10 protein-coding genes are annotated in these 7907 nt (G+C 37.5%); 2 read left to right on the top strand and 8 right to left on the bottom strand.

The window, feature by feature from the left end:
• Positions 1–147 precede the first annotated feature (147 nt).
• The 5 genes from ACFPOH_RS01500 to ACFPOH_RS01480 form a co-directional block, all read right to left on the bottom strand.
• The gene (locus tag ACFPOH_RS01500; RefSeq protein WP_390308672.1) at positions 148–1353 is read right to left on the bottom strand and encodes an AAA family ATPase; all 1206 of its coding nucleotides are present in this window, start codon (positions 1351–1353) and stop codon (positions 148–150) included.
• A gap of 321 nt (positions 1354–1674) precedes the next feature.
• On the bottom strand, positions 1675–1845 hold the full coding sequence (locus ACFPOH_RS01495; RefSeq protein WP_244319630.1) for a helix-turn-helix transcriptional regulator: 171 nt from the start codon (positions 1843–1845) through the stop codon (positions 1675–1677).
• 222 nt (positions 1846–2067) lie between these two features.
• The gene (locus ACFPOH_RS01490) at positions 2068–2973 is read right to left on the bottom strand and encodes a tyrosine-type recombinase/integrase (protein ID WP_390308670.1); all 906 of its coding nucleotides are present in this window, start codon (positions 2971–2973) and stop codon (positions 2068–2070) included.
• A 227-nt stretch (positions 2974–3200) separates the two neighbouring features.
• Complete coding sequence (locus ACFPOH_RS01485) at positions 3201–3470, bottom strand: hypothetical protein (RefSeq protein ID WP_390308669.1); 270 nt, start codon at positions 3468–3470, stop codon at positions 3201–3203.
• A 308-nt stretch (positions 3471–3778) separates the two neighbouring features.
• Positions 3779–3970, bottom strand: coding sequence for a hypothetical protein (locus ACFPOH_RS01480; RefSeq protein WP_390308667.1), 192 nt, complete (start codon positions 3968–3970; stop codon positions 3779–3781).
• Here ACFPOH_RS01480 and ACFPOH_RS01475 point away from each other — a divergent pair.
• Entirely contained in the window at positions 3960–5216 is a 1257-nt protein-coding gene (locus ACFPOH_RS01475) for a replication-relaxation family protein (RefSeq protein ID WP_390308666.1), read from the top strand. The genes ACFPOH_RS01480 and ACFPOH_RS01475 overlap by 11 nt on opposite strands.
• A gap of 198 nt (positions 5217–5414) precedes the next feature.
• Here ACFPOH_RS01475 and ACFPOH_RS01470 read toward each other — a convergent pair whose 3' ends face one another.
• On the bottom strand, positions 5415–5657 hold the full coding sequence (locus ACFPOH_RS01470; RefSeq protein ID WP_390308665.1) for a hypothetical protein: 243 nt from the start codon (positions 5655–5657) through the stop codon (positions 5415–5417).
• A 498-nt stretch (positions 5658–6155) separates the two neighbouring features.
• Between ACFPOH_RS01470 and ACFPOH_RS01465 the strand changes: the two genes are divergently transcribed.
• Entirely contained in the window at positions 6156–6344 is a 189-nt protein-coding gene (locus tag ACFPOH_RS01465) for a hypothetical protein (RefSeq protein WP_390308664.1), read from the top strand.
• A gap of 412 nt (positions 6345–6756) precedes the next feature.
• Here ACFPOH_RS01465 and ACFPOH_RS01460 read toward each other — a convergent pair whose 3' ends face one another.
• Positions 6757–6975, bottom strand: a complete 219-nt coding sequence (locus tag ACFPOH_RS01460) for a hypothetical protein (RefSeq protein ID WP_390308663.1) — start codon at positions 6973–6975, stop codon at positions 6757–6759.
• Positions 6976–7644: 669 nt separating this feature from the next.
• Positions 7645–7907: ATP-binding protein (locus tag ACFPOH_RS01455; protein WP_390308662.1), on the bottom strand; the 263-nt coding region annotated here is incomplete at its 5' end.

Below are 7907 nucleotides of genomic sequence, written 5' to 3'. Positions count from 1 at the left end.
CCAAAAATTGGATTCTAAAACGATTTTGGTGGACTTTTTAAAATTACAAGAGGCTTATTACCTAATTTTATAAAAGTTAAATTAAATATTATTTTCCATTAAATGTAACGTTAAGTTGATGACATTGATATAAATCCCCCTTCACGATCAACAAGTACCCCATCTTAAAAAGAACAGGAACAGGGGATCTAGAATGAATATTTGATTATCTTTCCATTCAAAGACTTGGTAAATAGGCTCACTAGAAAACATGATATCATGCAATTTTTGAAGAGAATCTCTAATCTTGTTCTTCTCGATTTTTTCCTTTGAATTAATTACTAGCAGCTGATCGATTCTCTCTTTCATTTCGTCCACTGACAGGCTAACAACAGGTGGATTTTGAGCAATTGCTTTTAATAAAATATGATAAATATCCGCTTTTTCTCCATTTTTTAATTGATATTTTTTTCTTTCTTGTCCCCTTGTGGATGGACCGGCCATTAACTTTTTAACCACTTCTTGATACGGTAAGTTAATAGTAGTGAACCGATAACTTTCTTCCAATTTTTTTTCGTCATTTATTTCCTTTATACTTTCATCTTCATCAATATTTAAAATAAGCGACAAATTCAAACAAATTGACTGCATTAACTGTGGAGATGTAAGGCTTTCTAAAGCCATTTTTGAAGCCAATTCATCACTTATTTTGATGCCAAGCTGCTCAAAACCAGTAATCGCAATTTCCTTTAACTCATCTTCTTGCCATGGTTCGATATTAATTAAATTTAATCTGCCGCTCAAATCTGGATTTTTCCTAATGGCGTCATCCGCTCTATGAGGTAGTGATATAACCACAGCTTTAAATTCTCTTCTAATGGCATCTTTTAATTGATAAGCGATATCTAACTGCACCTCTTCAGGAGCATAATGGAAATCATCCAGAACTAACACAAGGTTATTTTTTTTAAAAAATTCAATCACCTTATCCTTGTTTGATCCATACTTTTCTCGAGTAGAAAATGATTTATCTTCTGGACTATTATCAGTGCCTTTTAGTACAGTCGTTTCTGAGTATTCTCCTTCAAGAGGCAAACCGACTTTATTTGCAACAACTTCCCAAAAGTCTTTTGCATTTTTAAAATCACTACCTGTTAAAGAAACCATATTTTGCGGTTCGATCACTTTCTCACATAAGACAGTCTTCCCTGTTTTAGATGGACCAATAATGGACGTTAAATATCCCGGTGTATTAAGAGCTTGCTTCAAACGTGTTTCATACGTAAAACCGAAACCCGAAGACTTTCTAGAAACGTATGTGTATTTCGGAAATGATCCCGGTTTGAACACTTCATTAGAACGAAGCTTTCTCAAACCATATTCCTCCTTTTCACACCTTTATATATCTTAATACTAATATTTTAACCTAATCATCACTAATTTTAAACCTAATAATATAAAAAAAGACCTTTATGGACCTTTTTGTACTTTTCACAGCCTTTTCATCTTATACTTTTCATATTTATCTAAACATCAAAGCACATAAGGAGAGATCAACGATTGACAGATACGAAATTTTACATACATTGATCCCTTCCTCCAAAAACAAATTCCTTGGAGAATGTTCTCTCCAAGGAACAACTTCGATAATATAAGCGTATGAATGATACGCTAAACTTGAACATGCAGTTATGGTTATGATCCTGTCTGACCCTGTCTACTCGTACCGTCAATGATAAAAGGAGTATTCAGTGCCTGCGAAATTTTAAAAAGTGTCCCTACTCTCGGACTCGTAAGCCCTGCTTCAATCCTTCCAATTGTGGATTTTGGAACTCCAATACGATCTGCAAGTTCCTGTTGAGACATATTCAGCTGCTTCCGTCTTGTTTTGATCTGTGCAGCTATCGTTCCTTCTAATGAAGTTTTTGAACATGCAGCTCACCTCGAATAGCTGCATATTTCTTAAAAAAATCACTCATTCTTTTTCCCTCCTAAATTGTGAATCGCAAAATGATGGATGATTATATCGTTTGGAAAATGGTTGCCCTCCGCATCAGAAAGAATATGGATTATACTGAATAATGATCATTACATTTTCCGTAATGCTTCTACCTGTTCCTCTTTCGATGCATCTACATAAATAGCTGTTGTTTGAATGCTTTCATGCCGAGCAAGACGTCTAATAATCTTGATGGGCGTTCCAGCATTGGCTAGGTTTTTGCAAAAACTATGACGAAAGCGGTGCGGAGTAATGTTCTCCATGTTGGCTAGCCGAGCGTATTTAGCCAGCGTCTTTTGAATTCCCCTTTCGGATAAAAACGGGGAACGCTCGGATACAAATAATCGTGTGGATTCTTTATGTATGTCCTTTTCTAGACTTTTTCGATACTTCAGCCATTTACGTAAATTTTTGGCGTGTTTTTGAACCAGTATTACAGTGGCAAACTTATTCCCTTTGCCCTCCCGAATGATCACTTGAACATCTTTATCTTTTGTTATAATGTCGTTTATTTCTAATGAAGAAACCTCATTTACCCGCAGTCCTGAATAAAGCATTAAATCGATAATGGCTAAATTTCGCAACCGTTTGAATTCATTTGGCTCCAATTGTACATAACTAATGAAGCGGTCTTGTTCTTCTTTTGTCAGCCATTTTGTTTGATTTGCCCCATTAGCATAATCCAGTTTTTCGACTTTGATGCGTGTCATCGGGTTGTCCTTAATGATCCCTCTTGAAAGCAAAAAGGCAAAGAAGACTTTCAATGCAGCGATGTATTTATTAATGGTCGCCGGTTTCCGTTTGCATTGATGTTTTAAATAGCTGGTATATTCCTTTATATCAATTGGATGAGTTCCTTCTATTGTATATGCTCCATCCCGCTCCTCTTTCCATTTCAGAAAATGTGCGACGGTTGTTCGATAAGAAGCAATAGTTTTTGGGTCTTTGGCTTCTTCATATAAATAGCCAATAAACGGAGTGACATAGTTCTGCATAACAAGCTCTCCTTCAAAAAAATTATGCGAACAATCTAATCCGTCGTTCTTGATAATTATGCGAACAAAAATAAAACCATTTTAAACTTGTTGTTCCTAGAATCGTATTTCTACGACCAATTATTATGTATAACTCAGGGGGAATCATTCCCCCTGATCATTGACTGAGTAAAGAATCTACTTCGTGCCTATAACCATACTTTCGAAAGAAATCAATAATTGCTGTTTCAATCTGCGGAAACCTTTACATTCTCTCGAGGACGTGAATGAAGAACTTTTGGTATGATCATTCGTTTCTTTGACACAATATCGGCATCTTTCGGCTCCTTATCAGGATCACCGAGAAAATACCATTGTCCCTCTTGATTCATCCGATATCCCAGCTTTAACAATCTGGAACGCAAGGTGGTCTCCGAAAGTCCCAATTCCTTACTCAATTCATACACATTGGCACCCGTTTCATTTAAATAACGTACAATTTCTCCTGCCGTCTTCATCGAAACATCTCCTTTATTCATGAAATCATCAATGAATCATCAAACGTCTTTTTGGCTGCATAAGCAATATACTCGAAAACTTCCTGTATTCGAAGACTTGATGAACATATTAATAAAAGTACACACGATCGACTAAGCGGGACACTTTTGTTTTGCGGCCGGTCTTCTGGATGTCGGGAAAGGTTGAGGTGATTAGCATGTTTTGGTGGATAGATAGAGGAAGACACCGAATTTTATCAAGCTATTCGAATATGGGCGGACACCTACTACACTATTTCAAACGCCATCGCTTGCACTCACCTAAGCAGTCACTTGATGATTTCGATGATGAAGCGATCACCGGCTGATTCACTGGGCCATTTTTTAGGTGACAAACAGCATCCGGCCAAACGATAAGCGGTTTTCGCACCAACTGCCGATGTGATGGCAAAGAGCCTTTTGACAACCCGAACTTCATTACTCAACATCAACTTTCCAAGGAGGATCAAGATGAGCGTCATTAGCGAATACCAGCTGACCCATTGCTCGATGAAACTACTAGCGTATCTTTTTTATTATCGCGGCATGACCGCTTTACAATTGTCCCAAATATACTATGAATCCGAAAAGCCATTTCCCACGCAGAAATCAAGCGTCCACAACTATCTAAGCAAATTGAAGAAACAAAACTTGGTCGCTTCCAAGAAACTAGAAGACAGTGTCCGACCGGGTTCCATTTATTATTTAACAACGAAAGGATTTGAGGTGGTTAAAGAAATGCTGAATATCGATGTTGGAGCAACAGAGAACGGATTTATCTTGTTAAACGAAAGGAACGGCATCCCGACCCAATCCGATTTACCGTATAACCTGTATCAGCCGCCGAAGCAGCAAATCAGTCATCATTTACTATTGATCGACTTTTTCATTCGCTTACGTATCCATTTCTCTGAAGAAGAGTCCGTCGATCACCGGCTTTCCATGTATTGCTCAACCCCCTATACGTACAACAACATGGATGGCAAAATCAGACCAGACGCAGAAATCATATTGCCAAACGGGAACGCCTATTGGATCGAAGTGGATCGATCAACGGAAAGCCACTCCCAATTGCTCGCGAAATTTCAAAACTACAAAAACTTCTTGTCTTATTTGAAGAAAAATAACTTGCCCATTCCATTTAAGGGAATCCTCTTTCTTACCGATGAGAAGCAGCAATTATACGGGATGAAGCGGCGATGGACGAATATCGTATCTGCCTATTTAAAGAGTATGGATCCCGATCAAGCAGCAGATATTCGCCTGCTCATGACACCGCTGAATAGGGTGGAAGAAACCCTATGTTTTGAAATGAAGCGTATGAAATTAAATGAAGCAGCTAAGCAACGACTTCATGAAAAACTTCATCAACGAGGTTATCATCGTATTCTTCCATTCATTAGAAAGTCAGACCAATCATTATTTTATGCCATTGCCATGAATAAAAAATCATACAAAATCGTTTTCGTTCATGTGGGCAATGCATATGACTCATCCTTGTACACCAACTTTCATCAATTCATTCAAAGACTAATGAAGATTCATCAAAGGGATGAAGTGAAACAACTGCAGCCAGAGGGAGTTGAACAAATCGTATTTCATCCGGATCGAACTCCGTATATCATACCTGCTCTGCAAGGTGATCATGACTTAAAGGACATAGAGGAAGAGTTGGAGTTGCTGAGTGAAGATATAACATTTATCCAGTTAGACACGGAAGATGTGTAGGACATATCATCCAAAACATCGATACAATAATGGGTTACGATCAATCGTAACGATGATCGCGGCAATAATAATCAGGTTTAAGAAAAAATCCTTTAAGATGGATCATGATGAGGTTACGATTGCTCGTAACCATCGAAGGAAACGAAAAAAGATGGCTTCTGAACCATTCAGAAACCATCTTTCCTTTTCTTTTTCACTCTAAGACAATTTATGAATCATTGCCATCCTTCCTTTTGGAAACACGACCTGATGATTCTCATCAAACGTCAATGGTTCGTTTGCTTGAAAAATAAAGAATGCCTCTCCTTTTTGCATGGTTTCTTTAAAATCTTTATAACGCACTTCAAAGATTGCATTCGCTTCATCCAGAGATAAAGCGTCGATCACAGCAAATTCTTCATCTTTCTCCTTTGTTCTTCGTACGACATAATAACGATTCATGAGTATCCCTCCATTAAGAATGTTGATAAATAAAAACATCGGCAAGAATGCCAACGACTGTTTTTCGTCATACATCCTTACCGATGATTTTTAACCCATTCTTCGTACCCAAAAGGTCATCGTTTGTTCAATTGTTGAAGCAAAAGTAAATAAAAAGAATCGTACATGATTATTCTAACCGATGCTTTTTCCGGTTTTAATCCAATTTGCATATATTCCAGCACAAAAAAAGCGCAGCCACTCTTTATTTGTTACAATGGATAAAAAAGCATTGTATTGAAATGGGATTGACTTTTATGTAGCGGGGATCAACAAAAAAATCAATAGAAAGATGGACACAGGCAACATCCTTCCCCGCTCCCATCCCCTTATCATTGAGCAAGAAAACAAGCATATTTTCCATTCGTCCATTGACTCGACCATGCCAGCGGGAGACAGGGGATTGCCGCTTCAAGAGACAAACCGAACCAAATCCATATAAGAAGGGCGTGAAAAAACATGGATGAGAGCAAAGAATACTGTCCGTTTTGCGGGGCTGATTTGCAAGGACCGCCGATCCCGAAAGAAATCCAGCATCATTACGGCGCTACTCATGGATCCAGAAAAATCGGCATTTACAGTCGGGAAGAAGATCGTGTCATTAAATGGCAATGTCCGGATTGCGGAAAGGAATGGGAGCGGGAGTAGTGAAGGAGAAGTACGTAAAGCTTCTCCTTTTTATCTTTTAAAAATAGAAAAAAAGAAAAACCCCTGTAGTGTTTATAGCAAACGATTAATGGTTCTTACGTTCTTTTGGTGAAAAATCGAGGTAATTGAAAATAAAAAAACATCGGTTTGAATGAATACTTTTTCATAACCATTCAACCGACAAATTTTTAACCATGCCATAGCGGCCCAAAAGGCCTCTTCTTTGTATTTTCCTCTTCAACAAATAATAAGTACAAAATAGCAATCTTTTAAATATTGTACCTCTCACCCTCCGCTATTCTAACCGAATTTTTTCGATAAAAAGGCTATCTCTTATGTATTTACTTTTGTTCTTCTATGCCTTTAAGAATTAGCTGCTTAATTTCGTCCAGCCACATCAGAGTAAAGACCCTTAATTTCCTCTAGCCGCTTCGTTTTTCTCGTTCCAAATAGCAAACGAGTCAAAAAACCATTCTCCCTTGGATAGTAGCGGTCTTTTTAAACGAATACGAGAATCATATACGAAGGGGAAGGAATGAAAGGAGGCCTTAACTTCCATGAATTGATACAAAGTTTTCTGTACTACATCCTTTTCAATAAAAATACGTTCTAACTCTACTCCATCGATCATGTGAGATCACCCACTTCATGATTTATTCGTTTCACCGCTTTCTGCTGTTCTCGTCATATAGTGTTTGCTACTTCTAAGAAACCATCGACTTTTTCTGTTTCGACACTAAATTCGGACAACAATTCCGCTATCTCTTTTACTCGATACAGAGAATGCTTTCTATCCCCCTTCCCTGACCCGTTTTCCCCCTCTTTTCCAATTATTCATTATAACGTCTAGAAAATCCTTCCACTGAACATCCTATAAATAGAAAAAAATCAAGCAAGATCTTTAGCATCATCAGCGGATTCCTTGTTGTCGTAGCCATATTCTGTTTAGAATACTCTCACTACAAATATAGATACAAAACTTTTCATTTTAGTTAAAGCATGTATCTAATACAATTATTTAAAAATGAAAATGATTAAGAATTAGACATGGCGAATCACTTCGCTTGATGATTGCTACTATCAATTGCCGGATGAGATGATTAAATAATTTTAGATGGGGCAAAAACATAATAAAACCAACCAAGCGATCCGGCAGCATTAATAAAATTAAGTATAGAGGTGTATTCCAATGGATGTTCTGCCAAGAATTAATACCCAATTAAAACAGTGCATCGAAGACTTCCATAACCTTATAAAACAACAAGGGCANATGCATACATACACTTGCCAAATTCCATGGTTAACGTTGAGAGATTGAGTCTTTGTATCGGTGACTTTCACCATTGAAGATGATTAAATGAGAATGATGAATCAGCCGATCAATGACGGCCTCTGTTAAAATGGGATCGCTAAAGACATTATTCCATTGGCTAAACGGTAAATTGGTTGTCACAATGATGCTTTTGGTTTCATAACACATGGAAATAACTTGAAATAATAACTCTGCCCCCTGTTTATGCAATGGAATATAGCCCAATTCATCAAGAATCAAGAGATCCAACT

This window comes from Ureibacillus suwonensis (assembly GCF_042655065.1).
GTDB classification, from domain to species: domain Bacteria; phylum Bacillota; class Bacilli; order Bacillales_A; family Planococcaceae; genus Ureibacillus; species Ureibacillus suwonensis.
Note: the sequence above shows the minus strand (reverse complement) of the source record. Positions and strands in the feature narration are given on the sequence as shown.